At 64.3% G+C, this 23,340-nt stretch carries 25 protein-coding genes, 1 tRNA gene and 1 pseudogene; 12 read left to right on the plus strand and 15 right to left on the minus strand.

Features of this window, described 5'->3' with window-relative positions:
* Positions 1-3 precede the first annotated feature (3 nt).
* Together MQH31_RS02450 and MQH31_RS02455 are read right to left on the minus strand one after the other, a co-directional pair.
* Positions 4-1,908, minus strand: a complete 1,905-nt coding sequence (locus MQH31_RS02450) for a helicase-associated domain-containing protein (RefSeq protein WP_243010773.1) — start codon at positions 1,906-1,908, stop codon at positions 4-6.
* 4 nt (positions 1,909-1,912) lie between these two features.
* Complete coding sequence (locus MQH31_RS02455; protein ID WP_134533895.1) at positions 1,913-2,188, minus strand: hypothetical protein; 276 nt, start codon at positions 2,186-2,188, stop codon at positions 1,913-1,915.
* Positions 2,189-2,281: 93 nt separating this feature from the next.
* Here MQH31_RS02455 and MQH31_RS02460 point away from each other — a divergent pair, with 93 nt between their 5' ends.
* Positions 2,282-2,662 carry a cold-shock protein gene (locus MQH31_RS02460; protein WP_243010774.1) on the plus strand — a complete coding sequence of 127 codons (381 nt, stop codon included), beginning with the start codon at positions 2,282-2,284 and terminating at the stop codon, positions 2,660-2,662.
* Positions 2,655-3,245 (plus strand): DUF3027 domain-containing protein, encoded by a 591-nt coding sequence (locus tag MQH31_RS02465; RefSeq protein ID WP_243010775.1) that lies wholly within the window; start codon positions 2,655-2,657, stop codon positions 3,243-3,245. The genes MQH31_RS02460 and MQH31_RS02465 overlap by 8 nt, the downstream gene beginning before the upstream one ends.
* A 25-nt stretch (positions 3,246-3,270) precedes the next feature.
* Here MQH31_RS02465 and MQH31_RS02470 read toward each other — a convergent pair whose 3' ends face one another.
* Both MQH31_RS02470 and serC read right to left on the minus strand, forming a co-directional pair.
* Complete coding sequence (locus tag MQH31_RS02470; RefSeq protein WP_243010776.1) at positions 3,271-3,504, minus strand: DUF2530 domain-containing protein; 234 nt, start codon at positions 3,502-3,504, stop codon at positions 3,271-3,273.
* Positions 3,505-3,513: 9 nt separating this feature from the next.
* A complete protein-coding gene (gene serC, locus MQH31_RS02475; RefSeq protein ID WP_243010777.1) occupies positions 3,514-4,632 on the minus strand; it encodes a phosphoserine transaminase in 1,119 nt (372 codons plus the stop codon).
* A 70-nt stretch (positions 4,633-4,702) separates the two neighbouring features.
* Between serC and MQH31_RS02480 the strand changes: the two genes are divergently transcribed.
* The 5 genes from MQH31_RS02480 to MQH31_RS02500 all read left to right on the plus strand — a co-directional run bounded on the left by MQH31_RS02480 (position 4,703) and on the right by MQH31_RS02500 (position 8,586).
* Positions 4,703-5,410: an iron-dependent transcriptional repressor DtxR gene (locus tag MQH31_RS02480; protein WP_134533887.1), complete on the plus strand. Its 708-nt coding sequence runs from the start codon at positions 4,703-4,705 to the stop codon at positions 5,408-5,410.
* Between the two features lie 272 nt (positions 5,411-5,682).
* Complete coding sequence (locus MQH31_RS02485) at positions 5,683-6,534, plus strand: C40 family peptidase (protein WP_243010778.1); 852 nt, start codon at positions 5,683-5,685, stop codon at positions 6,532-6,534.
* Positions 6,535-6,924: 390 nt separating this feature from the next.
* A complete protein-coding gene (locus MQH31_RS02490) occupies positions 6,925-7,422 on the plus strand; it encodes an HNH endonuclease (protein WP_134450064.1) in 498 nt (165 codons plus the stop codon).
* 196 nt (positions 7,423-7,618) lie between these two features.
* Entirely contained in the window at positions 7,619-8,476 is an 858-nt protein-coding gene (locus MQH31_RS02495; protein ID WP_166792577.1) for a CHAP domain-containing protein, read from the plus strand.
* A gap of 38 nt (positions 8,477-8,514) precedes the next feature.
* Positions 8,515-8,586 (plus strand) — tRNA-Arg (locus MQH31_RS02500).
* Positions 8,587-8,715: 129 nt separating this feature from the next.
* Here the strand turns inward: MQH31_RS02500 and MQH31_RS02505 are convergent.
* The 3 genes from MQH31_RS02505 to MQH31_RS02515 form a co-directional block, all read right to left on the minus strand.
* Positions 8,716-9,312: a GNAT family N-acetyltransferase gene (locus tag MQH31_RS02505; RefSeq protein ID WP_243010779.1), complete on the minus strand. Its 597-nt coding sequence runs from the start codon at positions 9,310-9,312 to the stop codon at positions 8,716-8,718.
* Between the two features lie 163 nt (positions 9,313-9,475).
* A complete protein-coding gene (locus MQH31_RS02510; RefSeq protein WP_308196404.1) occupies positions 9,476-9,760 on the minus strand; it encodes a transcriptional regulator in 285 nt (94 codons plus the stop codon).
* Between the two features lie 38 nt (positions 9,761-9,798).
* A complete protein-coding gene (locus MQH31_RS02515; RefSeq protein WP_243010781.1) occupies positions 9,799-10,689 on the minus strand; it encodes a hypothetical protein in 891 nt (296 codons plus the stop codon).
* A 117-nt stretch (positions 10,690-10,806) separates the two neighbouring features.
* Between MQH31_RS02515 and MQH31_RS02520 the strand changes: the two genes are divergently transcribed.
* Positions 10,807-11,517, plus strand: a complete 711-nt coding sequence (locus MQH31_RS02520) for an AAA family ATPase (RefSeq protein WP_243010782.1) — start codon at positions 10,807-10,809, stop codon at positions 11,515-11,517.
* A 464-nt stretch (positions 11,518-11,981) separates the two neighbouring features.
* Here the strand turns inward: MQH31_RS02520 and MQH31_RS02525 are convergent, their stop codons facing one another.
* The 3 genes from MQH31_RS02525 to MQH31_RS02535 all read right to left on the minus strand — a co-directional run bounded on the left by MQH31_RS02525 (position 11,982) and on the right by MQH31_RS02535 (position 14,369).
* Entirely contained in the window at positions 11,982-12,350 is a 369-nt protein-coding gene (locus MQH31_RS02525; protein ID WP_243010783.1) for a GntR family transcriptional regulator, read from the minus strand.
* Positions 12,347-13,243 carry a hypothetical protein gene (locus MQH31_RS02530; RefSeq protein WP_243010784.1) on the minus strand — a complete coding sequence of 299 codons (897 nt, stop codon included), beginning with the start codon at positions 13,241-13,243 and terminating at the stop codon, positions 12,347-12,349. Before MQH31_RS02530 ends, MQH31_RS02525 begins: the two co-directional genes overlap by 4 nt.
* 274 nt (positions 13,244-13,517) lie before the next feature.
* Complete coding sequence (locus tag MQH31_RS02535) at positions 13,518-14,369, minus strand: SDR family NAD(P)-dependent oxidoreductase (RefSeq protein WP_243010785.1); 852 nt, start codon at positions 14,367-14,369, stop codon at positions 13,518-13,520.
* A gap of 105 nt (positions 14,370-14,474) precedes the next feature.
* Here MQH31_RS02535 and MQH31_RS02540 point away from each other — a divergent pair, with 105 nt between their 5' ends.
* On the plus strand, positions 14,475-15,068 hold the full coding sequence (locus MQH31_RS02540; protein ID WP_243010786.1) for a TetR/AcrR family transcriptional regulator: 594 nt from the start codon (positions 14,475-14,477) through the stop codon (positions 15,066-15,068).
* A gap of 151 nt (positions 15,069-15,219) precedes the next feature.
* On the opposite strand, the gene MQH31_RS20955 is transcribed toward MQH31_RS02540, so the two are convergent.
* Positions 15,220-15,957, minus strand: a complete 738-nt coding sequence (locus MQH31_RS20955; RefSeq protein WP_372488126.1) for a sugar O-acetyltransferase — start codon at positions 15,955-15,957, stop codon at positions 15,220-15,222.
* 57 nt (positions 15,958-16,014) lie between these two features.
* Positions 16,015-17,226 (minus strand): annotated as a pseudogene (locus MQH31_RS20960) (MFS transporter); the annotation flags it as partial.
* A 147-nt stretch (positions 17,227-17,373) separates the two neighbouring features.
* Between MQH31_RS20960 and MQH31_RS02555 the strand changes: the two are divergent.
* Entirely contained in the window at positions 17,374-18,390 is a 1,017-nt protein-coding gene (locus tag MQH31_RS02555) for a LacI family DNA-binding transcriptional regulator (protein ID WP_243010787.1), read from the plus strand.
* Positions 18,391-18,488: 98 nt separating this feature from the next.
* Here the strand turns inward: MQH31_RS02555 and MQH31_RS02560 are convergent, their stop codons facing one another.
* From MQH31_RS02560 to MQH31_RS02570, 3 genes are all read right to left on the minus strand, one after another.
* Entirely contained in the window at positions 18,489-19,196 is a 708-nt protein-coding gene (locus MQH31_RS02560) for an SDR family NAD(P)-dependent oxidoreductase (RefSeq protein WP_243010788.1), read from the minus strand.
* A 105-nt stretch (positions 19,197-19,301) separates the two neighbouring features.
* Positions 19,302-19,613: a Dabb family protein gene (locus MQH31_RS02565; protein ID WP_243010789.1), complete on the minus strand. Its 312-nt coding sequence runs from the start codon at positions 19,611-19,613 to the stop codon at positions 19,302-19,304.
* Positions 19,610-21,055: an amidohydrolase family protein gene (locus MQH31_RS02570; RefSeq protein ID WP_243010790.1), complete on the minus strand. Its 1,446-nt coding sequence runs from the start codon at positions 21,053-21,055 to the stop codon at positions 19,610-19,612. Before MQH31_RS02570 ends, MQH31_RS02565 begins: the two co-directional genes overlap by 4 nt.
* A gap of 150 nt (positions 21,056-21,205) precedes the next feature.
* Between MQH31_RS02570 and MQH31_RS02575 the strand changes: the two genes are divergently transcribed.
* Entirely contained in the window at positions 21,206-22,234 is a 1,029-nt protein-coding gene (locus MQH31_RS02575) for a ketopantoate reductase family protein (RefSeq protein WP_243010791.1), read from the plus strand.
* Positions 22,235-22,322: 88 nt separating this feature from the next.
* Positions 22,323-23,330, plus strand: a complete 1,008-nt coding sequence (locus tag MQH31_RS02580; RefSeq protein WP_243010792.1) for a ketopantoate reductase family protein — start codon at positions 22,323-22,325, stop codon at positions 23,328-23,330.
* The last annotated feature ends 10 nt before the right edge of the window (positions 23,331-23,340 follow it).

Genomic DNA, 23,340 nt, shown 5'->3' on the forward strand with positions numbered 1-23,340 from the left:
CGCTTAAGGGGCGGGGGTGATGCTGATGATGCTCGAGAGCGGGAGGGTCCGTTCGATGTCGGCCCGGCGGTCCCTGGCCCGGAAACGGCCGCCGCCGACGCTCGCCGGTTCGAGCAGGTAGTCGACGACGACCCCGCCCGGCATGGCGATGCTGACGATGACGGTCTGCTTGGACTTGATCGCCGAATCGAGCTGGCGGGCGAGCCAGGCGTCGGCGGCGACATCTTCGCCGCCGTCGGCGGCGCGAAGCTTTTCGACCAGGATGAGGGCGAGGTCGGGGGCATCAGGGGGGAGGACCCTCGCGAGCTGGTGCCGGCGGAGATGCAGGATCTCGCCGTCGGCGTTCTCCGCGGCGACGGGATACTTGGCGTCGTTGAGCGCCCAGAACACGACGTCCGAGGTGAACCGGCTCGTGAGACGGTGGGCGTCCGCGCGGACGAGTCCGAGCGGGCTGAGGGTCTGGTCGACGGCGAGGGTGCCGAGGAGCTCCTCATCGTCCGATCGGACGTAGCTCCGGCTGAGCGCGGTCGGCGCGGCCGCTTCGCCGACCCGGATCCGTCCGTACCGGCCGGCGGACTCCCGGATCAGGTACTCGATCGGCTGCGGGATGCCCGTCAGCGAGATCGCGCGCAGGAAGTCGAGGAGTGACTCGGCGGTTTCACCCGCGGCGAGTGCCCGGTTGACCGAGGTCGCCGAGATTCGGTAGCTGAGAGCGAGTTCGCGGCTCTCGACGTCGGCGAGACCGCGGAGCCGGGCGTCGATCGAGGGGGCGAGGGGGCCGGGGGAGACGATCGAGAGGTCGTTCTGCAGGTAGACGGCCCCGACTTCTGCGGGCAGTGACGCCCCGATTGTGGCGATGGCGCCCTCGAGGTCTTCGGCGAGGACCGCGGCACCGGCCGGGCTCGTGGTCTGGTGCGCCGTGATGCCGATCAGCTCGGCGTCGCGGGCGAACTCGGTGACGCGGGTGTCCATCCACTCGCCGCCGGCCGGGTAGAGCCAGGTCACGAAACTGCGCAGGCCCTCGCCCCAGGAGACGCCGGGGCGGTGCGCCAGGATGCTGCGCACATCGGCGGGCAATGCCGCCTGCCAGGAGCCGGCCAGGGCCGCCCAGCGGTGCGCGGTGCCCTCGAGGAGCCAGGCCTCGCCGGCCTCCGTCTCGTTCCAGTAGCCGGTGGAATGCGCGATCAGCTGCGCCCTGGCCGCTGTGGCGACGTAGGTGGCGACGGCGTCGAGTTCGACGCCCATGACCGTGGAGAGGCGCTTGGTGTCCGGCAGGCCGAGTCCGCCGCGGCTGAGCTCCCGCACGGGCTCGCGGGAGAGCTCTGTGACGAGCTCGGCGATGGAGGAGACCGCCGAGAAGGCGCGTTCCGCGGCGAGGCGGTCCGTGAAGCGGCTGTCGGTCGCGATCACGGTCGCAAGTGCGGAGGGCGCTGGTATCGAGGCGAGCTCGAGGGCGGACGGCAAGCCGAGGTCTGGCCAGGTCGCCAGGTGTTCGGCGACGGCCGCATAGACCCTGAGCCCGTCGTCGGACAGGTGTGCAAGCATCAGCTCGTCGAGGACGGCGGCGCGCGCGGCGACATCCGCTCGGGTGACGGTCACGCCGCCGAGCTCGGTGAGTCGGGTGGCGAGCGCATCGAGGCCGAGCGACCCGCCGGTCGTGGACGTCGGGGTTGACGAGGTGGCAGAGTCGGTCGGCTCGGCCGGTGCCTCGGTGGCGGTGATCGCCAGCACGGCCAGGGTCGACCGGTCGAGCCGGGAGAGCGCTGCCTGGACCGCGGTCGGGTTCAGCAGGGCTTCGGCGAGGTCGAAGAAATCCCGGATGCCGTGGGCTGAGATCGCACGGATCTCGATCGTGCGGCGCAACGCCGCGTCGTCGAGTGCACGAAGGCGAGAGGCGAGCGTCAGCACGGCGTTACTTCCCGTTCTGTCGTGCCTCGCGAGCGCGGCGGACAGTGGTCGTCACCAGGAGAACGATGATCAGGATGAATCCAATCGGCAGCCCGACGAGCGGGAGCGCGAGGATCGCGGGCCAGACACCCTGGCCGAAGCCGTTGTTCGCGCCGGCGCCGAGCCAGGTGCCGATGATGACGGCGAAGAACGCGAGGATCGACAAGCCGACGGTGGCGGCGACCATATAGGCAAGGATGCGTTCCGGCCGGCCGGCGGCATGTGGAGTTTGATTGGTCACAGTGTCAAGGATACGGGGCGGCGACGGGTGCAACCGAATAAGCTGGGTGCGGTTGGCGCGCATGTCGCGCGCCCGGAATTCAGCGAGGTCCAGATGCCCACCGGCAAGGTCAAGTTCTACGACGAGGAGAAGGGTTTTGGCTTCATCAATTCCGATGACGGCCAGGAGGTCTTTCTCCACGCTTCTGCGCTGCCCACCGGAGTGACGGTCAAGCCAGGAACGAAGCTCGAGTTCGGCATCGCCGATGGCAAGCGTGGCGCCCAGGCGCTCTCCGTGCGCATCATCGAAGCGCCGCCGAGCCTCGTCAAGCTCAGCCGCAAGCCCGCAGACGACATGGCGATCATCATCGAGGACCTCGTCAAGGTCCTCGACGGCATCGGTGCGAGCCTGCGGCGCGGCCGTTACCCCGACAGCGCCCACAGCCACAAGATCGCCGCCATGCTTCGCAAGGTCGCAGAGGAACTCGATGCCTGAGCAGACCGAAGACACCACACTCGACGTACTGACCGTCGACGCCGTGACCGATGCCACCGATTCCTCGGCAGCGGATGTCGTTCCGACCGACGAGACACTCGTCGCGGCCGTCGAGGTGGCCAGGGCGGCCCTGCTCACCTTCACTCCGGAAGACACCATCGGTGAACCCCTCGGACACATCGTCGAGGGTGACCGGGTCGTGTCGTTGCTCTTCGACTGCACCATGACCGGGTATCCGGGCTGGCGCTGGACTGTGACGCTCTCGCGCATCGATGGGGAATCCGTGCCGCAGGTGCTCGAGACCGAGCTCACTCCGGGAGACGAGGCCCTCGTCGCGCCCGAGTGGGTGCCGTGGTCCGATCGCCTCGCCGACTACCGCACGGCTCAGGACCTGGTCGCCGCGACTGCGGCCGCCGACGCCCTCGGCGACGACGACGCTGATGATGATGATGATGATGATGACGACGACAGCGACGACGACGACGATGACGACGACGACAGCGATGACGACGACACTGACGACGATGACGACGAAGAAGAAGACGACGACATCGACCCCGACGATGTCGACGAAGACGAATAGCGCCTAGCGCCGAACGAACGAAGAACTACCGGCGCCTCAGGCGCAGCCAGGCCAGCCCCGAGATGCCGAGGCCGACCCCGGCAACCGCGCACCACATCCACCAGCTCAGCCCGCGGGCCGCGAGCTCGCCCTGGAAAACCAGGGCGAGACCCGCGGCCACGAGCCAGGCGAGGGCTCCGATCAGGATCGGCGTGCGCGCATCCGCTTTCGACGGCTCAGGATCGGGCCGGCGCTCGCTGTCTTTCAACCAGAGGCGCACGCGAAACCGCTATTTGCCGAGGTTCGCGACGACGAATTCGATGGACTTGACCAGCTGACGCACGTCGTCCGGCTCGATGGCCGTGAACGTCGCGACGCGCAACTGGTTGCGGCCGAGCTTGCGGTACGGCTCGGTGTCGGAGATACCGTTCGCGCGCAGCGCCTTGGCCACGGCGGATGCGTCGATCGCGTCGTCGAAGTCGATCGTCGCGACGACCTGCGAACGGTGGTCGGGGTTGACGACGTACGGCGTCGCGTAGTCGACGGTTGCGGCCCAGTCGTAGAGAACCGAGGAGGACTCGCGGGTACGTGCGGAGGCCCATGCGAGTCCGCCATTGCCGTTGATCCAGTCGAGCTGGTTCTCGATCAGGAGCAGGGTGGCCACGGCCGGGGTGTTCAGGGTCTGGTTGAGACGCGAATTGTCGATCGCGTTCTTCAGGCTGAGGAATTCCGGGATGTACCGGCCGCTCGCCGCGATCTGCTCGACGCGCTCGATGGCCGCGGGGGAGAGGAGCGCCATCCAGAGGCCGCCATCGGAGGCGAGGTTCTTCTGCGGGGCGAAGTAATAGGCATCCGCCTGGTCGGCGGCGTAGTCGATGCCGGCGGCCGCGCTCGTGGCGTCGATGACGGTCAGGGCTCCGGCGTCGCCGTGCACGCGGGTGACGGGAGCCATCACGCCGGTCGAGGTCTCGTTCTGCGGCCAGGCGTACACGTCGACGCCCTCGGTCGGGACGGCCTCGCTCAGCGAGCCTGCCGGCGCCTTGATGACGTCGGGTGCTTCGAGGAACGGTGCGCTCGCCGCGGCGGCGAACTTGCCGCCGAACTCGCCGAAGACGAGGTTCTGGGCTTTCTTGGAGATAAGGGAGAACGCGGCTGCATCCCAGAAAGCGGTGGACCCGCCGTTGCCGAGGACGACTTCATAGCCTTCCGGAGCGCGAAGCAGCTCCGCCAGGCCGGTGCGGACCCGGCCGACGAGGTTCTTCACCGGCGCCTGACGGTGGGAGGTGCCGATAATGGACGTGCCAGATTTAAGGAGGTACTCAAGCTGTTCCTGACGGACCTTGGACGGGCCGCAGCCAAATCGTCCGTCAACGGGCAAGAGTTCGGAGGGAATTATCAGATTCGACATGAGGCGATTCTAACGACCCCTAACACGGCGATAAGGTTGTGACGCACACGGAGGCACTGGGAGGCCGGCGATGACTGATCTGATCGACACGACCGAAATGTATCTCCGCACCATCCTCGATCTGGAGGAGGAAAGCATCGTCCCCCTCCGGGCCCGGATCTCCGAACGCCTGGGCCATTCCGGCCCGACCGTTTCGCAGACCGTCGCGCGTATGGAGAGGGACGGGCTCGTCGTCGTTTCCGGCGACCGCCACCTCGAACTCACGATCAACGGCCGCCGTAAGGCCGTGCACGTGATGCGCAAGCACCGCCTCGCCGAGCGCCTGCTGAGCGACGTGATCGGCCTCGAGTGGGAGTTCGTCCACGACGAAGCCTGCCGGTGGGAACACGTCATGAGCGAGCAGGTCGAACGCAAGATCCTGGAGATGCTCGGGCACCCGACCGAGTCGCCGTATGGCAACCCGATCCCCGGGCTCGACGAACTGGGCGACTCGCCGGCCGTCGCATTCATGGCCGGAGTGACGAACCTGGTCGAGGTCGTCGCAGGGTCGACGGCGCCGGTGACCGCGGTCATCCGCCGCCTCGGCGAACCCGTGCAGTTCGACCCGGAACTGCTCGCACAGCTCAAGAACGCCGGCGTGATGCCGGGCAATTCGGGGGTCTTCTCCGCGCTGGGGTCCTACGTCCTCGTCGAGGTCGCGGGGTTCGACGAGGGTCTCGAACTGCCCAACGAAGTCGCGAGCCACATCTTCGTCACCACTCCCGTCGCCGAGCTCTGACCGCCGATTTCGAGGCTCCGAATCCGAGCGGATGCCGGGTTTTCGTCGATCGGAATATGACCGTTTCGTTACGCGTTCGTTATTAAATCGTCACCAAGGGGTGACAAACGGAGAAACCTCACGTACTGTCGGACGAGTCCCACAGGCCAGAACCGGCCGCCGGGCTCGAAACAGGACGTCTCTCTTCCCGTCTCCTGGTTCGGTAACACATGCGACCAACGCATTGGACGGGGCAACTACCTAGTGTTGTCGAGGCGCCGGAGGTACACACTTTGGCCGAAGAATTAGGTAGAAGACTGTCCCGTCGAGGTTCCGCCCCGACTCCCGCACTGCCGGCCCCGAAGCCGGCGCAGCGTGAAGAGGCCCCCGCGCGCGGGATCTTCACCCGCCCCTCACGCCGGCACGGAGCCATCGCCAACATCGTGATGATGACCCTGGCCGGCGGGCTCGTCGCCACCATGGCGATCCCGGCGTACGCGTTCGCGCCGAGTGCTCCCGGCACGGACACCGCGCACGGCACGACGGCATCCACAGCCCTCACCCGAGCGGGTGCCCAGTCACTCACCGTCGCCGACCAGGCCTCGACCGTCAGCGTCGCCCGAGACGGATTCACCGCCACGACGCCGGAAGAGATCGCCGCCGCCAAGGCGGCAGCAGCTGCCGCGGCCGCCGCCGCAGCAGCCGAAGCACGCCGCGTCGCCGCGGCCGCCTCCATGACGACGTACGCATCCGCATACTCCGGACCGTCGGTCTCCGACTTCCTGGCCAACCCGTCCTACCCGACGTTCAGCCTCGCATCCGTCTACAACGTCGGCCTGCAGTACCAGGGTGTTCCCTATGTCTACGGCGGGTCAACGCCCGCCGGCTTCGACTGCTCCGGTTTCGTCATGTACGTCTACGCCCAGTTCGGGATCAGCCTGCCGCATTCTTCCGCAGGCCAGGGCGCAGCGGGCACCCGGATCTCCGTCGCCGACGCGCAGCCGGGTGACCTCGTCATCATGGACGGTCACGACGGGATCTACGCCGGCAACGGCAACATCCTGCACGCACCCTACGAGGGGGCTGCCGTGCGCGTGCAGCCGATCTGGACGAGCTCGTACTACATCGTTCGCCTCGGGATCTGAAGCACTGCGACGGAGGTCGCCCGGCAGGAACGACTGCTGCCTCGCCGGGCGGGCCGATGTGAACAATGCGTAACAGCTTGCCCACGAAGTGTTGCGGGTGCTGCGCGGCGTGTCGCTTGTGAGTTAACCTGATGCTCTGTAGTACTGCGAGTTTTTTGGGAGAGCCAATGCGCGAGCGATGCACGATCCACACCATGGATGTGCGCTGCCGCTTTGCGCTGCGGCACGGCAGTCAAACATGTCTGAGTTGCGCGTGTTCTCGCGTTGCAGCCCGTAGGGCGTTGTCATTGTGACAGCGCCCTTTTTGTTTGCCCGTTTGCCCCTGACTCTCGGTGCGAGGGAGTAGATCGAATGGCTGGAAGCCGTCCAGCCCTTTTCGAAAGGGAACGCATGCGCACACTTGTTCTGAACGCGGGCTACGAGCCCCTCGCCGTGGTCTCGTTCAAACGGGCCATCGTGCTCGTCATGAACCAGAAGGCCACCATCGTGGCCGCCGACCAGGCCCACCCGGTCTGGGCGACGACCGGTTCCTGGGACCGGCCCAGCGTGATCATCCTCACGCGGTACGTGCACCTCCCGCGGTCGCGTTCGCTGCCGGTGAGCCGGCGCGGCGTCCTCCGCCGGGATGACCATCGCTGCGCGTACTGCGGCCGCACCGCGAACACGATCGACCATGTGCAGCCGCGTTCGCGCGGTGGCCGCGACAGCTGGGACAACCTCGTGGCCTGCTGCCTGCGGTGCAACAACATCAAAAGCGACCGCACTCCCGCGGAGATGGGTTGGGACCTGCTCTTCCACCCGAAGATCCCGATCGGGTCCAGCTGGGTCGTGCGCGGTGTCGAGCGACCCCTGCCGCAGTGGGATGAATATCTTGCGCCTGCCGCCTGATCAGGAAATGTAACGGATGTGTAACGCCGGGGGTGACTTCTTCGGCGGTTTCCCCTAGGGTGGGATGAACCCGAACGATACGCCACGATCCAGAGGAAAACTTTTGCCCGAGTCTGGCGTGTCCGATTCCGCAGCGAGCCCCGAGGTTTTTCTCACTCGCCGCGAACTCCGGGCTCAGCGCGAGGCGCTCCCGGCTTTGAGCCCGGCCACGGAGCAGTTCCTGGCCCCGAAGCCCGAGCCCGTCGTCGTTCCCACCGTGCGCTCGCGCGGACGTCTTCCGGCCTCGCCGTCGAAGCCCGTCGGTCGTTTCCCGCGCAAGCGGCGGCATCCGGTCAAGATCGCGATCGCCGTGCTCGCCATCCCGGCCATCTTCCTCACTGCGGCACTGCCCGCATACGCCTTCACACCGCGCGCAGCCGGCGATCTGACCAGCGCCACCCATTCCTCAGGGAACAAGGTCGTTCAGGGCCTCACCGTCGCAGCAGCCGCGACAGCGGTGACCGTATCGCGTGACGGCTTCGCTGCCACCACGAAAGAGCAGCTGGCGGCTCAGGCACTGGCCACGAAGAAGGCACTCGCAGCCCAGCAGGCGGCAACCGCCCGTGCCGCTGCGGCTGCCTTCGCCGTCTACGGCGTACGGGCAGAGGGCGACGACTACCCCTGGTACAACATGCCCACCGAGTCGCAGGGCGGCGGCCTGTCCCCGCTCAGCTACTACTACCGCGAGTGTGTCGACTTCGTAGCCTGGCGCCTCAACCGCGACGCCGGTTCGACCGGTTCCTCCTGGCGCTGGACCTGGAACAGTCTGACCCCCGGCGGCGGCAACGCGAGCGCCTGGGCGAGCGCCTGGTCCAACCACGGCTGGACCACGAGCAAGACCCCCGTCGTCGGCGCGGTCGCCTGGTTCAACTACAACCACGTCGCCTATGTGCAGTCGATCGGCGGTGACGGATCCGTCGTACTCGAGGAGTACAACTGGATGGGCAGTCACACGTATCACAAGCGCACGGTCTCGCCGAGTGACGTCGCGCTGTTCCTGTACCCGCCCGCGTAATCCCGAACGGGCTCGCACCAGCTAAACTTTGACAGCCAGCCTCTGTAGCTCAACGGAAGAGCAGTTCCGTCCTAAGGAAACGGTTGGGGGTTCGAATCCCTCCAGGGGCACACTTTTTCGGGCCGAAACGGGCCTAATCGGATTTTTCGGTTACTCGGGCGGTCGATGGGCGCCGTCTCTCTCTTTCTGTCTCTGTGTGTACCAAAGGGGAATGATTTGCGCCTCCCCTATTCTTCGTACTACTGAGGCGGAGCGAGGCTGAGCCATCGTTCTTCGATGACGTATCCGAGGTGTTCGTTCATGCGGATGCTGCCGGCGTTGGACTGAGCGCCGCCCGTGCCGAAGGTCCTGATGCCATCGGCCGCCAGGGCATTGATTGACGCGGCCTTGACAGCCACGGCGAGCCCTAGGCGCCTGCAGGAAGGGTCGACGGACGTGAATTCAGTTTCCGCGCGCGCCAGGGTCACGCCGATGACGCTGACGGCGACGAGCTGTCCGGCCTTGATGGCACCAAAGAATCGGTGGCCGGATTTCCAGAGTTCGCGCACGTCGGATTCGTCGCGGTCCGGTACTGCTGTGGCTGGTGTGTTGGGGTAGTCGGCGTGGTTCAGGGTTTCGAGGGCGGTGACCTGTGGAGCCCACCTGGCGTCGAGCTCCTGAACGATGAACGCTCGTTGCCGTGCGGCGACGATTGCCGCGGTGCATGCAGAGAGGTCGGGTGGATCGCTCAGGCGCAGGCGGGCGCCCCATGATTCGCCGACTACAAAGTAGCCGGCCTGCATGAGCTGCTGCACCCGCGGATCATTGAACTCGAGTACCTGGATGTCCCCCGCCATGAGGACAGTGTGTCAGAAGGACTCAGCGGACTCGGGTGATGAGTCGCTGAGGGGTAATGGTCCCGGCTGGTTCGATCCGCTCGCTGCGCGAACGAACACGAAAAAGCGTCACCGCTGCGAGTTGCTCGGCACGATGAGCGGAGTATCCCTGACGGGGTTCCGCTTACTGCACGATCTGGACATTGGTAATGGCTTGGAGCGCTTCGATATGGATGCGCAGCGCTTTGAGTCCGGCCGGTGTTGCTCGGAGCCAGGTTCGTGGTTTGTTGGCGACATATCCTTTTCGTACGGCGATGTAGTGGGCCGCTTCGAGGCGGGAAATGGCCTTGCTGAGGGCGGAGTCGTCCGTCTCGATGAGGTCGCGGAGGGTTGCGAAGTCGACTTCAGATCCATTGCCGAGTGCAGCCATCGTGGAAAAGCGCACCGGGGTGAGAAGGGTCTCATCCAATCGGTGCCGTGGGTGGATACGGGCGGGCTGTCGAGCGGTCATTGCCAGCGATACGTTCTGATCGTGGAGCACGCCAGGGGTGCAGCGATGACGATGCCGCTGATTGTTGCCACTAGTGGTGTGTTCCACTCTGTTTTGGCGGCGATGATAGTGATCGCGAACAGCAGGGTGAATGTGATTCCGAACGCGGCCCACTGGGGTTGTCCCCATTCCGAGCCGACACGGGGTAGTCCCCACCGCGCACTCCAGCCGACCAGCTGCACCAATAGCGCGAGGAAGAACAACATGGCGGCCAGGGGGAACCACGAATAGGGCGTCACTGCGGCGATGACGCCGAAATAGGCTCCCAAGCCCGCTGTCACGACTGCTGCTGTTCTGCTCAGTGGCGGCCGGGGTGAGGCGTCAGATGGGTGAGAAGTGGTTTGGCGTGCTTTTCCGGATGTGCCGATCGCGAGGCCACCGAGCGGGACCGCCACAGCTGCTGCGACAAGCAGGCTCATCCACCACGGGTATTCGACACCGAGAAGGGTGGCCGTTCCCGCGGCCAGGAAGACGATCGTGCTCCACAGAATCAACGGCAGCTGAATTCCGCGGCGCAGGGGTGCGGAGGAGACCGGCAACCGATTGCGGGCACCCTGAACAAGCTGGATGAGTACGAGGAGTGGAATCATCAGCACATTGGCGTGAGCGTACCCGCTGCCAACTGCAGACGCGCTGGAGTTCGGATTGCCAAACAGCAGTAGGAACGTGGCGACGTAGACGAAAAGCCCAGCCGCGGACCAACCTTGAATCACAGCATGGGCACGAAAATCAGTTCGCGCGAGTGATCGAGCGCCCACCCGTTCCGCCTCATTCAGGAGCCGGGCGGCGGTGGATGCATCATAATTCTGACCGCTATGTGCATCACCATCGAACTCGGAATCATTCACGGTGTCAGATTAGCATTTACTTTCCATTCGGCAAGTAGAGCTGATCGTGATCAAGTTTCGGCACCGCAAACCTTTCCCTATCGGGCTTTCTTCGGAGGGCATGGGAGAGTGAGTTGCATGATTGTTGAGCGCATCTATGTGCCGGACGCGTTGGTCATTGAGTCAACGACTTGGCCGTGGTCGATTCCGGCGGTGAGTGACTTAGTCGGCGACGGGGTAGCCCTGAGCGCGCCAGTGACATTTCTCGTCGGAGAGAACGGTACTGGCAAGTCGACCATTGTCGAAGCTGTTGCGGAGGCCTGGGGAGTGGACGTGCGCGGTGGCCAGAGCGGTCGCAAATATTCGTCCGAGTTGCGGAAATCGGTGCTTGGCCAAGCTGTGAGATTCGACCGTGGACTTGGAGGGTCGACAATGGTGAAGACCCAAGCCAAAGGATTCTTTCTCCGTTCGGAGACCGCGTTGGATGTGTTCCAACGCCTCGGTTATGGCGATAGCTACACGGCTGTTAGCCATGGTGAGAGTTACTTGCAGGTCTTCGAGGATTGGTTCTCGGTCAAAGGGTTGTATCTCCTCGACGAGCCCGAAGCTGCGCTCTCTTTCACCGCGTGCCTGAGCCTGATTGCCTCGATGGACCGCGTTGTCAGGGCTGGCGGCCAGGTCATCTGCGCCACCCACTCACCGCTGCTTGCGTCCATGCCGGGCGCCGACATCCTCGAACTCACCGAGGACGGCCTAATTCGATCTGAGTGGGCCGATCTGGAGCTCGTGCAACATTGGAAACGGTATCTGGATGACCCGGGACGCTACCTCAGGCACGTCCTTGAATGAGGACGGGGCCGCTGACGATTCACTTGACTTGACATGCCCTGTAGCCGTGGGTGCCTCAGCGGTCTGTGGACCAGACTATTTTTGATCGGGTAACGGCTATGTGTGCACTTCTGTGAGTACCTGGAAAAATTCAGAGTTCTTATATCCTGATCAGAGACATTTTTGTATCGAAAGTGATGGCGCTTTCGGTTGTGTCGCAAGGAAACGGTTGGGGGTTCGAATCCCTCCAAGGGCACACTTTTTCGGGTCGGAACGGCCCTAATCGGCGTTTTTGGTTACCTAGACGGTCAACATGGACCGTCTCTCGCCTTGTCGATGTGTGTCCGCCGCGGCGCTTGCTGACGTAATTTGCGAAGCAATAGATGGCGTACTTGAGAACTTCATCGTCGAGACGAATCCGCCGAGTAGCGCCTCGCGTAACTTGCCACCGTGGACACGAGTGCCGGAGTTTCGGCCTCACACGATCAATGAGCCGGGATGCCGTTTCCGAGCGCAGCCTCGATGAGGGCGATGGCGCTGCTGCGATTGACACCAAGTTGTGCCATACGAGTGGCGAACTCGAGGGCGGCGGCATGCGCCTCTTGCCGAACACTGTCTCCGTTGGCCGCGACGAACGTGCCCGCGCGCCCGCGGGTAAGGACGAGACCGACTTCTTCAAGTTCTTTGTAGGCCCGGGCGACCGTGTTGATGGCAAGTCCAAGGTCGCCAGCGAGTCTGCGGACCGTAGGCAGCCGCATTCCGGCGACAAGCTCGCCGTTCACGATCTGGGTAAGAAGTTGCACGCGAACCTGCTCGAAAGGCGGGGTCGCGGATTGAGTGTCGACTTCAATCATCGCGCGGCTTCTCCCGGCTTGCTTGAGCGATGGATCTTCGGAGATGGCAACACCCTGGCGCGAAATGAGAAAACAATTGAGATCGCGACGCAGATGACCGCCGCGGACTCGATGAGCGCAGATATGGCTGGGCTCGCTAGGGCGAGAACCTCGGTTCGAGGGTCGATCGCCGCTACGAGCTGAGGCATGGAGATGATGAAGGCCAGCACTCCGAGGCTCAGTGCGGAGCCGGCGCCGTCGCGCACGATACGCACTCGCTGAAGATCTTGACGGCGCAGAGCATTAACGGATCCGGCCGATGAAGGACGGGTGATGAGGACCCGGGCTCCGACCTCGGTCAGGATGAGAACGAGCAATGCGGGCGCAACAACAAAAGCGGAGACCTGAGGATAAACCGCTGGGGAATCAGATGTTGTCGTCCGCGCCGCGATCACGTACAGCAGGATTAGCGCAATCGTGGCCGATAGGACGAGAATCCGCGCGGCCCACATTGCGGGCGACGACACGTAGTCACGTAGGGAAACGGCCTGCGAATGTCCGACTCGCCGATTGATCTGCTCACGTCCCATCTCGCCGGCGATGGCACCTGCTGCGGCTTGCCCGACCAGGCCGCCGGCTACGGCAGGTAGCACGATGAAGTCGGTCGCAGGCGAGCCTCGGTCAGCGCCAACGTAGAAGACGAAGAGCGAACCGAATAGAGCGCCACTGGCCAAGCCAACACCGAGGCCTCGTAGGCGCCACACTCTCCACAACTTCGCATACTTGTCATTGGAGGTTGAGGACCAGGGTGCAACCAAGACGAAAAGCAGGCCGAGACCGAGACCAACGCCGAGAGCTATCCAGGTAGACGTGGCGACGAATGGGATATCACTAATCAGCAGTGACCAGTCCATGCGACTCCTTTGTGTTTGGTTTTTGTCTCATATTGTCAAGACAAAGAGTGACACACAATGCGCGTTCAAGCAATCTCGCAATCCATTGAGTTTGACCGCTGAGAACAAGACAAGCTGACGAAATTGACGCCCGACGTCGTCGACGCGGTGCGGGAGTCCTTGCTTATCGGCCATTGACCGGCGCGAGCGGTCGGCCACTTGGTGGGGCGACTCACATCTGTGTGCGTACCTGTGTGTGTGCAAAATAGAGAATGGTTTGATCCATGCGGCAGCGTCAACCCGGGCAATTGACTGCCTTGCGCTTTCTCGCCGCGGCGGTGTGGTTGCGGCGTGCGGGATCGGTGAGTCGGTGCATCATCCTGACGGTTCCGCGTCGGCTCATCACTCGGCCGATGCTAGCGCCGATCCGGTTGGAGGAGCCATCGATCACACTCGGGCCCGGGTTGCGTCTGTCGAGGTGGGCGAGCGCGGTGGCCACCACGTCCTCAGGTGTGCGCATTCGCGCTCCCGCAGTGGCGTCGTCGGTGCCGACGACGGCGTTGAACTCGGTGCTCGTCGCGCCGGGCGAGAGTGCGAAGACCGTGACTCCTGATGTGCGGGTCTCTGCCCAGAGGGACTCGGTGAAGCTCAGCACGAACGCCTTTGCCGCCCCATAAACGGCCATCCTCGGGGTGGGGGTGTACGCGGCCATGCTGGCGACGTTGATCAGGAAGCCGGTGCCCGCCTTGACCATGTCGGGCAGGAAGGCGGAGCTGATCTGGACGGGTGCGCTGATGTCGACGGCGATCTCTTGGGCGAGGCGGTCGGAGTCCTCGTCGACGAAGTCGCCGAATGTACCGAAACCGGCATTGTTGATGATGCCCGTGACGTGGAGTCCTGCCGCTGCCACCGCAGCTGCGAGCTCGACGCCCACCGCTGGCGAGCCGAGGTCCTGGGTGATCGCGGTGGCCGTCACGCCGTGGGCCGCAGTCAGCTCGGTCGCGAGTGCGTCGAGGCGATCTCGGCGTCGGGCGACCAGCACCAGGCTGGCGCCTCGAGAAGCCAGAGCGCGGGCAAAAGTCGCGCCGATGCCGGATGACGCTCCCGTGATCAGGATGGTGTGGTTGTGGTAGTCCAATGCGGGCATAAGCGGCTCCAATAAACGTGAGGGTGGGGCGCGAACTGCGCCCGAAGAGAACGTATGCTTAACTGGCACTGGGTGTCAAGCAGGCATTTAGGCTACGATTCTGGCATGAGTACTGAATCGACCTTGTGGCAGCGATCGCGTCAGGCGGCCTATGCCGAGATCACGAGCGTCGCTATGCGGCTGTTCCTGGATCAGGGTTTCGAGCGGACGACGATCGATCAGATCGCGTCGACGGCCGGCATCTCGCGACGCTCGTTCTTCCGCTACTTCGGCACCAAGGAAGACATCGTGCTGGGCGATCTGGCGAGCCAGGGCGAACGCATGCGGGATGCGCTCGAGAAGGTACCACTGACCGTTGGACCTTGGGAGGCTCTTCGTCAGGCCTTGCACGCCGTGGATGCGCTCGAATTCGACCCCGGTGTCACGTTGAAGATAGCGACGATGATGTACGGGACGCCGTCGCTACGGTCACGCAGTATCGAGAAGCACCTGCATTGGCAGTCACTGCTGGTACCCGACATCCGGAGGCGCCTCGGACTGGCCGACGATGACGCGTCCGACCCGGCGCCCGCCGCGATCGTCGCAAGCTCGATCGCCTGCCTGGATGCAGCAGGAGAGCTCTGGGTCACCGGCGGCGGCGTGGGCGATCTCGCGGCTCTCTACGACCGCGCGGTCGCCGCAGTGCGCCTTCGCGCGTAATTCCCCCGAGGTGCGACCAGCTTCGGTGACAGTGCGTTGCACGATACGGGACGGCGGTGACCTTGTCCTGCACGCTCACGACGTCGTCGCGGTGACGTGGGTTTCCTTGTTCGAAGAGATAGGAGCCAATCCTTCGGCTCGACGGGTTGGGTCAGAGTAGACCGCGCGGTGGGCGGTACTGGTACTGCAGATCAGCGTCTTGGATATGCCGAATGATGCGCGCCGGCGACCCAGCGACGACCACTCCCGCGGGCACGTTGGCGGTGACCACGCTCCCCGCCCCGACTATCGAGCCGGCACCGATGGACACCCCAGGCAAGATGATGGCACCCGCTCCGATCCAGACGTCGTCGTCGATGTACACGGGCGCCGAGAATTGCGATCCGTCGCGGCGAAGATCGGGGTGCACGGGATGTCCGGTCGTGGTGATGAGGACGTTGGGTGCGAACATGACGCGGTCACCGATGTGGATATCCACGTCGTCAACCAGGGTGAGGTTGAAGTTGACGTAGACGGAATCGCCGAGGTGCACGTGGTTTCCGTAGGCCACCCGTAGAGGCGGCTCAACCCAAACGTCGTCTCCCATACTTCCGAATAGTTCGCGCAGGATGAGCTGACGACCTTCATCGTCGCGTGCTCGCGTTGCATTGAAATCGTCGGCGAGATCCTTGCCGCGAAGGCGCTCCTCCGTGAGCTTTTCGAGGCCGGCTCCGGAGTCAGTGTAGAGGTGGTGGTGGTCCATCCGGTCGCGTACGTCGCGTTCCCGGGGGTCCAAGTTCTCGTCGTCAGTCCCGATTGTGGTGTGGTCATTCATTTCTTGGATCCTTTGCGTATGAGAGTCGGGCGGTACAGGATGCTCGATGCTCGATGCTCGATGCTCATCGGCCATCCAAACGGGAGTATCCGAGAGGAAGTAAAGGTCTGCGGCAGCCTCACATTCGGCGCATGTCGAGAACTTATGACTGGGCGCCTCGTTGCGTGCGGTCTCGTGTTGGATGCTCGGCGATGGTTTTGAGGACAGCGCGGAAGCGAAGATGAACACGAGGACTCCCGCGGCGGGCACGATCAACAGGCCGAACCGAACGGTGGATGCGTCGGCTATCGCGCCGACAATGGGAGGTGACAGGAGAAAGCCGACGCGTAGCAGCCAGCTCACAATGGTGAGTCCCGTGCCGGGGCGGAATCCCGGCAGCTCGTTTGCGGCGTGCATCGCCGCCGGGATAAGCGTGGCGACGCCGAGACCGGCGAGACCGAATCCGATCACGGTGCCGAGAACGGTGGGAAAGGCCAGGGCGAGGCCCATCCCGACGAAGGCGATGGTGCCGCCCGTGCGTGCGACCAAGCGCTGCCCGAAGCGGTCTACAAGTCGGTCGCCAACAATCCGACCGATGAACTGCATCCCCTGCAGAGCGATAAACCCGGCACCGGCTATGAAAGCCGATGCTCCTAGCGAACCTGACAAGTAGATTGCCGCCCAAGAACTTCCCGCGTCCTCGACGATGGCACCCGATGCTGCGATGACAACAAGAGCGAAGAGAATTCCGTAGCGGCTCAACAACCTCGGAGGCCGCACCAGCTTCTGGGTACCGGTTCCTGCTTCCACGCCCGCCTCAGCAGGAATCTCGGCAGTGATCGGCTCAACACCTGGGAGCAAGAAACGGTACGCGAAGGCTGCCATGAGACTGAAAGACACGGCCGAAATGGTCAAGTGCGTGACAACAGGCACCGCAAGTTGCGCGGCGACTGCGCCGAGAATTCCTCCGAGAACAGCACCCACACTCCACACCGCATGGAAAGAGTTCAGAATCGACCGTTTGTACAGCCTCTGAACGCGCAGCCCATGAGAGTTCTGGGCTACGTCGGTGATCGAATCCATGGCGCCAGCGAGGAAGAGTCCCGCAGCAAGAACCGTCCAGACCGGTGCTACCCCGGCAAGCACGATCCCAGCCGCCGACAACACGGTTGCAAGAATGGCTACTCTGGCCGATCCGAACCTCCGCACCAACGATCCGGCCGTCAACCCGGCGAGCAGCGCTCCCAGAGCAAAGGCCGACACTGCAAGACCAAACGCGCCATTGGTTAGGTCGAGTTGGGCCTTGATCTCTGGGTACCGCGGCAGAAGGTTGGCGAAGATTGCGCCGTTCGTAAAGAACAACATCGCCACACCAACGCGAGCGCGGGCGGCCTCCCGAGGTGGATGCTGCGATTCATTCGTCGGAGAAACGATGGGAGAGATTCCTTTCTTTCCTGGTGCCGTGAACGTTCACGTGAACGTTCACGGCGACGCTACCAGTAGTCTGTGGTCATGGCAAACAGCGGTTCACAGATCACGATCCTGGACGTGGCGCGTGTTGCCGGAGTCTCTCGGCAGACGGTGACGAGAGCCCTCAACGGCCTTCCCGATATCAGTGCCGCCACTCGGGAACGCGTCATCGGCGTTGCGCGCCAGCTGAATTATCGGCCAAATCGTGCGGCACAGGGCTTGGTACGTGGCCGCGATGTCACCATCGGCTTTGTCGTTGATGACCTGAGCAACCCTTTTTATCCTGAACTCGCATCGGCGCTCAGTCGGATCGCTTCGGAGCACGCCTGGAGTGTCATCTTGTCCGATCTCGGTGATGATCAGGAAAAGGCTCGTGCTCGGCTTGAGTCTTTGACGCATCGTGTTGACGCGCTCGTGCTCACCGGGTGCCGCACGGATACCGTCGGGTTGCTTCCCGATGACGCTGTCCGTGGCCGTGCCCTGGGCATCCCCATCATCATGCTTGATGGCTCCGCGGCGGATAGGGTCGATGCGTTCGTCGAGATCGACTATCAGGCCGGGGTTCGCGCGGCACTGGATCACTTAACGGCCAACGGAAGACACCGCATTGCGATGATCGACTCCAGTCATATCGCGTCTTCGCGGCGGCATGCGTATCGTGAGTACCTCCACGAACACGACCTGCCTTGGACCGAAGGATCTGAGTTTCGCGACGACGAGACCCATCAGGGTGGCGTACAGGCGGCTGCCGAACTCATCCACGGATATCCCGATGCGGATGCCGTGCTCGTCTATAACGACGTGATGGCAATTGGCGCCCTGAAAGAATTCGCGCGGTCCGGCGTTTCTGTGCCCGATGATATAGCCGTGATCGGAACGGACGGTCTAGCTCTTGGTGCCCTCGTTACTCCGGAACTGACGAGTCTCTCGATCGACAAGGTTGAGCTAGCGCAGTACGCCGTTGAACTCGTCGACAACATCCTGTCCGGGCGCGCCCCAGGTGGAACGCGAGAGAGTCGGAGTTCCGGGCTCACGCTCGTGGTACGCGAGTCCGCCTAGCCGGCGCACATGGCGGCGGCAGGTGAAGATTCTCGTCGACTCGTGCAATGTGTGGATTGCTGCAGAACTTCCGGATGACATCGGCTGCACTCGAGCGCTCAGGTAATGCGCCAGCCGCGGTCGACGGCGATACTCGTGCCCGACATGCCGCGGTTGTCGAGCAGGAAGCGCGCAGCATCCACGACGTCCTGCATCGTGGCGAGCGTGCCGCCGGGGGTGCGGGCCTCGTAGCCCGTGAGCACGCCCACGGGTTTGCCGGCCCAGAACGGGCTGTCTCCGATGATGCCGGGATGCAGTGCATTGACCCGGATCGGTGCGAGTTCGAGCGCCATCGCTACCGTCAGTCCCTCGACGCCGCCGTTGATCGTTGAGACGGTCACCGAACCGGGGTACGGCAGGTCTTTGGCTCGCCCGCCGAAGAGCACGATGCCGGTGTCGGGGGAGGGGTCGAGCCGATCGAGCAGGGTGTGGACGACCTCCGTGTAGCCGACGAGTTTGAGGGTGACGAGCCGGGTCGCTCGGGCGATGTTGTAGTCCCGGACGGTGTTGGCATCCCGCTCGATCGCGGCAAGCACGAGTCCGTTCACGGTTCCGATGCCCGCCAGCTGGGCCGCGATGCCCTCCGGTTCGGAGATATCGAGCGCGATGCCGGTCGCCGAGTCCCCGATCGACGCGGCGACCTCCCTGGCCTTGGTCGCGTCCCGCCCGGTGAGCACGACCCGATCACCGTGCGCGACGACGTCCTTCGCGATCTCGAAACCGATGCCGGAGGTTCCGCCGATGACGACGATGGTCTTCTCGCTCAACTCGTTCTCCCTTTGCTTGATGTGATCCAGACGCGACTGCTCAGCTGTAGTCGCGACCTGTGATCTCCTCGATGCCGCCGTGGCGCACGACGGCGCGGATAGCGGTCACAGCGCCGCGCCGGGCCCGACAGGCAGCTGCGCGGCGGCCCGGTCGGCGATCATGCGCCCGAGGAGTCGCTCGTAGACGGAGGCATGAGCCTCGGAGTCGAGGTACGCGGAGAGTCCGGCCTCGTCGTCGACGATCGCTGCGACGCCGAAGTCGGCACCGCCCGGCCGCAGCCGGAGGCTCTCTCCGCACTCGTATGAGCGCAACTCCGGAATGCCCGCGGCCATGTTGCGCAACTGGGTGGTGAGTTCGGCGACATCCTCCTCGGTCACGGTGTCCCGCCAGCGGAAGGTCGCGATGTGCAGGATCACTTGGTGTCGTCGTCCTGGTAGTGGTACGGGTTGTCGATCGGCTCGTTCGGAGCGAGCGCGGGGTGCATCCCCTCGACCCATGCCTGCTCGCCGAGCTTGGAACGCACGAACTCGACCGACTGGGCGACGGCATCCCGTGCCGGGGCGAGGTCGAGACCGATGCGCTTGCCCTCGTATTTGAGCACCCGACCGTTGACGACGACGCTGTGGATGTCGGCTGTGCCCGCTTGGTACACGACGTGAACGTTCGGGTTGAGGATGGGCGTCATCGCGGGTGACTGGTCGTTCATGACGAGCAGGAGGTCCGCCTTCTTGCCGGGCGTGATCGAACCGATCTTGTCCTCCATGCCGAGGGACTTCGCGCCGCCCATCGTCGCCATCCAGACGACGTCCTCGGCGCGCAAGCGGTTCGCGTTGACGGTCTCGCCCTTGGCGTGGGCCTCGAGGTGTTCGCGTGAGCGGTCGGCGCTGAGCGTCGCGCGCATGGCGGAGAAGTAGTCGGCGCTCCACCAGACGCTCGTGTCCATCGACAACGACGCCGAGATGCCGTACTTGCGGAGCTGCCACGTCGAGGGGTAGCCCTGGCCGGCGCTCTGCTCGCTCTCGGTGGCGACCGAGACCGTTCCGCCCGTGGCGGCGATCTTCTGGTAGCTCTCGCGAGAAAGCGTCGTGCCGTGCACGTAGCAGATCTGGTCGGTCATGAATCCACCGCTGTACATATGGTCGATGGCGTTGTCCGTCGTTGCGCCCCACACGCCGGCGTGGGTGGTCACGCGCAGGCCGTTCTCCCGTGCGAACTCGAATGCCGCCTTCTCAGGGAAGTTCTCCGAATCGGGCACGTCGAAGGCGATCTGCAACCCGTGCATGTCGGTCGGGGAGTGCGATGCGACCCAGGAACGGAATTCGGGCGCCGCGGTCCACTCCCACGGTGCTCCGAGGTAATTGCCGTAGCCGAGTACGAATCGGCCGGGGATCTCCTCGAAGGCCTTCATCGCCGCGTCGGCGTACTCGGGGGTGCGGAGCGCATGCGACCAGTCGAGCGTCGTCGTGACGCCGGTGTCGACCGATTCGAGTGCGCTCAGGAGGTTCCCCGCGTAGATGTCCTCGGGCCGGAAGACCTCGCCGTGCTGCAGGTAGTAGAAGACGAAGTACTGGCTGAGCGCCCAGTCGCCGCCGTAGCCGCGCAGCGCCGTCTGCCACATGTGACGGTGGGTGTCGATCATGCCGGGCATGAGGATGCCGCCGCTCGCGTCGATCTCGAGCGTGCCCTCGGGCACCTGGAGTTTCGACCCCACGGCCTCGATGGTCTCGCCGTTAACCAGGACGTCGGCGTTCTCGAGTACTCCGGGAGTGTCGACGGTGATGACGATCGCATTGCGGAAGACGAAGGGCCGGCCCGCAACGAAGTCCTCGGGATGGGGCGCGGCAGTATTGATGCTCATGGCTCTCCTCGTTGAGAATGTCCAGCGACGCTGCACACTCTCTCGCTCAATCGGTCAGTTCGCAAGCCCGAACGTTAACTCATAGGAAACTAGGCAACATGTTCTTTCAGGCGGTAGCCTCCCTACACCTGGAGTGTAAGGAGAGCCCGCATGACCCCTCGGATCGCGGTGCTGGGATCCGGCGCGAACGGTTCGTCGATCGGAGCGGACCTCACGCTCGCCGGCGTCGACGTCACGCTCGTGGAGCAATGGCCCGCGCACGTCGAGGAGATGCGGGCGACGGGCCTCACCATCCGGATGCCCGACGAGCAACTGCACGTGCGGCCGCGCACGATGCATCTGTGCGAGGTCGCCACGCTGCGCGAGAAATTCGACATCGTGCTGATGCTGATGAAGGCCTACGACTCGCGGTGGGCGACACAACTCATCGCGCCCCACCTCGCGGACGACGGGCTCGTCGTTGGCGTGCAGAACGGCATGACGACGGAGACGATCGCCGAGGTCGTCGGGGCGCACCGCACCATGGGCGCCGTTATCGAGATCTCCTCGACGATGAATGATCCCGGCCTCGTGCTGCGACATTCTGGTCCCGCGCGCTCCTGGTTCGCGGTCGGGGCCCTCGAGGGCGGGCCTGTCGGGCGCGAGGAGGAGGTCGCCGCTGTGCTGCGGCACTCGGGCACCGTTGAGATCGTCCACGACATTCTCGCCACCAAATGGATGAAACTCGTCAGCAACTGCACGACGCTCGTGACGACCGCGAGCCTCGGGCTGCCGATGCTCGACGCCCTCGCCGTGCCGGGCATGCGGACGATCATGCTGCGTTCTGGTCAGGAGGCGCTGGATGTCGGCGCCGCCCTTGATCATCCGATCCTGCCGATCTTCGGCCTCCAGCCCGCGGATCTCGAGCGCTCCGACGAGGTCGTGGAGACACTCCTCGACACTCTCTACCGGGACTTCGTGCTACCGGGCGCGACCACGACGGTGCTACAGGACTGGAGCAAGTCGCGGCACAGCGAGGTGGACGATATCAACGGCACGGTCGTTGCCGAGGCGGCGCGGCTGGGCCGTTCGGCGCCCGTCAATTCGGCGATAGTCGAGGTCGCCCACCGCATCGAGCGCGGAGAACTGCGACCCTCGCCGGAGGTCGTCGAGGTGCTGCGTCGCCAAATCGGTGACTGAACCGAATTGATCTATAGTGCTTAACGATTTGTACAGTAGGAACGTACAGAAGCGGAGGAACCCAATGGCGGGTAAGAGAATCGCATTCGTGGGCACCGGAGCACAGGGGGCCGGCATCGCCGCAGACCTCACGCGAGCCGGGCTTGACGTCACCTGCATCGAGCAGTGGCCGGCCCACGTCGAGGCCATGCGCGAGCACGGCATCGAAATCCGTCTGCCGCTCAAGACCGAGGTCACCACGGTGCGCGCCCTGCACCTCTGCGAGGTGGCGACCCTGCGTGAGAAATTCGACATCGTCTTCGTCGTCGTCAAGGCCTACGACACGCGCTGGGCCGTCGAGCTCATCAAGCACGCGCTCGCACCAGACGCACTCGTCGTCGGACTTCAAAACGGGATGTCCCTCAACGACGTCGCCGACATCGTCGGCCCCGAGCGCACGATCGGCGCGGTCATCGAGATGGCTTCAAACATGTTCGAACCGGGCATCGTCACGCGGCAAAACGCCCCCGAGAATTCCTGGTTCACCGTGGGGGCCTTCGACGACTCTGCGCGCGGCCGGGAGCCCGAGGTCCAGGAGGTGCTACGCCACGCCGGCACGGTCGAGATTTCACCCGACATCCGGTCGTCGAAGTGGATGAAGCTCGTCGCCAACGCCGGCGAGCTCGTGCCGTCCGCGATCCTCGACGAAGCACTCGCCGACGCCGTGAAGATGCCGGGGGTGCACGAGTTCATGGTGCAGTGCGGCAAAGAGGCCGCCCGCGCCGCGGTCGCAGACGGCTGCAAGCTCGTGCCGATCTTCGGGCTCACCGAGGACCAGGTCAGCGGGCCTGACCAGTACGCGAAGGATCTGCTGGGCGAAGTGCTCGAGAAGTACTCCCTGCCCGACACTCGGACGACAGTGCTGCAGGACTGGATGAAAGGCCGCCGTGCCGAGGTCGACGAGGTCAACGGCTTCGTCGTCGAAGTGCTCGCCCGTGTCGGACAGTCCGCACCGTACAACGCGCACACGGTCGAGATCGCGCGCCGCATTGAGGCCGGCGAGCTCGAGCGGGGTCCACAGAACCTCGAGCTGCTCCTGACGCTCCCGGTCGCCTAGCACCAGGGTC

The sequence above is a fragment of the Cryobacterium zhongshanensis genome (assembly GCF_022760445.1).
Classification (GTDB): domain Bacteria; phylum Actinomycetota; class Actinomycetes; order Actinomycetales; family Microbacteriaceae; genus Cryobacterium; species Cryobacterium algoricola.

Bases quoted from the DNA above. Each gene is read 5' to 3' on its own strand.
- MQH31_RS02460 (WP_243010774.1), top strand. From the start codon at position 2,282: ATGCCCACCGGCAAGGTCAAGTTCTACGACGAGGAGAAGGGTTTTGGC.
- MQH31_RS02465 (WP_243010775.1), top strand. From the start codon at position 2,655: ATGCCTGAGCAGACCGAAGACACCACACTCGACGTACTGACCGTCGAC.
- serC (WP_243010777.1), bottom strand. From the start codon at position 4,632: ATGTCGAATCTGATAATTCCCTCCGAACTCTTGCCCGTTGACGGACGA.
- MQH31_RS02480 (WP_134533887.1), top strand. From the start codon at position 4,703: ATGACTGATCTGATCGACACGACCGAAATGTATCTCCGCACCATCCTC.
- MQH31_RS02490 (WP_134450064.1), top strand. From the start codon at position 6,925: ATGCGCACACTTGTTCTGAACGCGGGCTACGAGCCCCTCGCCGTGGTC.
- MQH31_RS02505 (WP_243010779.1), bottom strand. From the start codon at position 9,312: ATGGCGGGGGACATCCAGGTACTCGAGTTCAATGATCCGCGGGTGCAG.
- MQH31_RS02520 (WP_243010782.1), top strand. From the start codon at position 10,807: ATGATTGTTGAGCGCATCTATGTGCCGGACGCGTTGGTCATTGAGTCA.
- MQH31_RS02525 (WP_243010783.1), bottom strand. From the start codon at position 12,350: ATGATTGAAGTCGACACTCAATCCGCGACCCCGCCTTTCGAGCAGGTT.
- MQH31_RS02530 (WP_243010784.1), bottom strand. From the start codon at position 13,243: ATGGACTGGTCACTGCTGATTAGTGATATCCCATTCGTCGCCACGTCT.
- MQH31_RS02535 (WP_243010785.1), bottom strand. From the start codon at position 14,369: ATGCCCGCATTGGACTACCACAACCACACCATCCTGATCACGGGAGCG.
- MQH31_RS02540 (WP_243010786.1), top strand. From the start codon at position 14,475: ATGAGTACTGAATCGACCTTGTGGCAGCGATCGCGTCAGGCGGCCTAT.
- MQH31_RS20955 (WP_372488126.1), bottom strand. From the start codon at position 15,957: ATGGCCGATGAGCATCGAGCATCGAGCATCGAGCATCCTGTACCGCCC.
- MQH31_RS02555 (WP_243010787.1), top strand. From the start codon at position 17,374: ATGGCAAACAGCGGTTCACAGATCACGATCCTGGACGTGGCGCGTGTT.
- MQH31_RS02570 (WP_243010790.1), bottom strand. From the start codon at position 21,055: ATGAGCATCAATACTGCCGCGCCCCATCCCGAGGACTTCGTTGCGGGC.
- MQH31_RS02575 (WP_243010791.1), top strand. From the start codon at position 21,206: ATGACCCCTCGGATCGCGGTGCTGGGATCCGGCGCGAACGGTTCGTCG.